Origin of the sequence: Kitasatospora sp. NPDC057512, from assembly GCF_042802135.1 — a bacterium.
GTDB lineage: Bacteria > Actinomycetota > Actinomycetes > Streptomycetales > Streptomycetaceae > Kitasatospora.
On the sequence record NZ_JBHVET010001099.1, the window covers coordinates 1 to 1933 of the forward strand.

Genomic DNA, 1933 nt, shown 5'->3' on the forward strand with positions numbered 1-1933 from the left:
AGGCACGGCCCCGGCCCGTCCGGCTCGGCGCGGCGGCGTAGCGGGCCAGTTCGTCCTGGGCGAGCGAGAGCAGGTCCGCGAGGCCGAGCCCCAGTGCCCGGGCCGCCGCCGCGAGCACCTCGGAGGAGGCCTCCTTGCGCCCGCGCTCCAGCTCCGACAGGTACGGCATCGAGATCCGGGCCGCCTCCGCGACGTCCTTCAGCGTGCGCTCCTGGGTGAGCCGCTCGCGCCGCAGCACGTCGCCGACGACATCGCGCCACAGCGGCTCCCGCCGTACGGGCGCCGTCAGCGGGGGACGGGACCGCCCGCCGTCCGCGGGCGGCTGGGCCTGCGGGCGCAGGGGGATGACGCGGGCTTCGTTCGGCGCATGGGTGCTCACCCCTCACAGCCTAGGGACTTGACGCCCCGGGGGAAGAGCACGGAGTTCCGCCCTGGGTGAAGCCCGCGCGCCGACCGCGGCTCCTCGGCGCCGGGGCGCCCGGCCGGGAGGCCGCCGCCGGGCCGGACCGCGGCGTCGGGGCGCTCGCTGGGCACCTGTATGTTGATCACTCGCCGGCCCGGCCGGCGTCCCCTCCCAGGGGGTTGACGCGCGGGACCGGCCCGGAGCGGCGGCCGTCCCGCGGGGGCCGGGCCGCAGGCCCCGACCCGGGGCCGAACAGCGGCCCGCCCGCCGTCCCCACGTCCTCGAAGGATTCCGCATGACCGTTCCCGTCCCGCCCGACAGCAGCCCGCAGCCTGCCGCGGAGCCGGCCGTCGCCGACCCGTGGGCGCCGCCGGGCCAGGGCCAGGACGCGGCCCCCACGGTCCCCGGCGCCGGCCCCGGCCCCGGCCCTGCCCCCGCTCACGCCCCCGCCGCGGTCCCCGGGCAGATACCGGGTCAGGCCCCCGGTCAGGCCCCCGGCGCGCCGTACTGGCCGCCCTACGCGATGCCGGCGCCCGCGCCGCAGCCCCGCAACGGCCTGGGCATCGCGGCCATGGTGCTCGGGATCGTCGGTGTCGTCCTCGGCCTGACCATCATCCTGTTCTGGCTGTCCTGGCTGCCCGCCCTGCTGGCCGTGGTCTTCGGCGCGATCGCCCTGGGCCACGTGCGCAAGGGCCTGGCGGCCAACCGGGCGATGGCCCTGGCGGGCGTGGTCCTGGGAGTCACCGGCCTGCTGGTCTCGGTCGGCACCGGCGTGCTGGTCGTGAACCGGGTGCAGGAGGTCCGCAAGGAGCAGAAGGCGCAGGCGGACGCCGCGCGCATCCGCTTCGAGACCGCGACCAAGGCCGCCGAGGAGCGGGCGGCCAAGGAGAAGGCGCGGATCGAGGCCGAGCGCCAGCGGCTCGCGGCCGAGCAGGAGAAGCGGGCCGCGGACGAGCGGGCCCGGCGGCTGCCGTTCGGCCAGTCCTACACCTACCCGGACGGGCTGAAGGTCACGATGGCCGCGCCGGAGCCGTACGTCCCGCGCGGGGGCGTGGGCGAGATCCCCAAGGACGCCACGATCGTCCAGGTGAGGATCACCGTCGTCAACACCGGGTCCGCGGAGGTCTCGCTCCTCGGCTCGGGGCTGCCCACCGTCCGGGACGCCAAGGGCAACCTCGTCTTCACCCTGATCGACGGCAGCGGACGGATGAAGATCCTCACCAAGTCCCTGGCCCCGGGCGAGGAGGCCGTCGGACTGACCGCGTACGCCCTGCCGGCCGGCGCGGGCGACCCGTTCTCCGTCCGCTTCGACCACACCATGGGCACCGAGTACAAGGACGTCGTCTGGAGCGGCCCGGCCGGCTGACCCGGGACCGGCCCCCTGAGACCGCCGGCCGGCCCCCGCAGCCGCCCTGACGGCACGTCACGAATCGGCATCCGAGGCCCCGACTCCGGCGATACACCTGTGACGCACCGACCGGCTCGCCTATTCTCCATCCGGCGCGGCGCCCGAACCCGGACACACGGAGC

Annotated in this window: 2 protein-coding genes; one reads left to right on the forward strand and one right to left on the reverse strand. The window is 76.7% G+C overall.

Translation table 11 applies throughout. The features are described 5' to 3' along the window. Positions 1-379, reverse strand: a 379-nt coding sequence (locus ACFU6K_RS37990) for a helix-turn-helix domain-containing protein (protein WP_380671073.1), incomplete at its 3' end; no start/stop codon positions are given. Positions 380-698: 319 nt separating this feature from the next. Here ACFU6K_RS37990 and ACFU6K_RS37995 point away from each other — a divergent pair. Beyond that, the gene (locus ACFU6K_RS37995) at positions 699-1769 is read left to right on the forward strand and encodes a DUF4190 domain-containing protein (RefSeq protein ID WP_380671075.1); all 1071 of its coding nucleotides are present in this window, start codon (positions 699-701) and stop codon (positions 1767-1769) included. Positions 1770-1933 lie beyond the last annotated feature (164 nt).

Coding starts and splice junctions, on each gene's coding strand:
- ACFU6K_RS37995 (WP_380671075.1), top strand. CDS start 699: ATGACCGTTCCCGTCCCGCCCGACAGCAGCCCGCAGCCTGCCGCGGAG.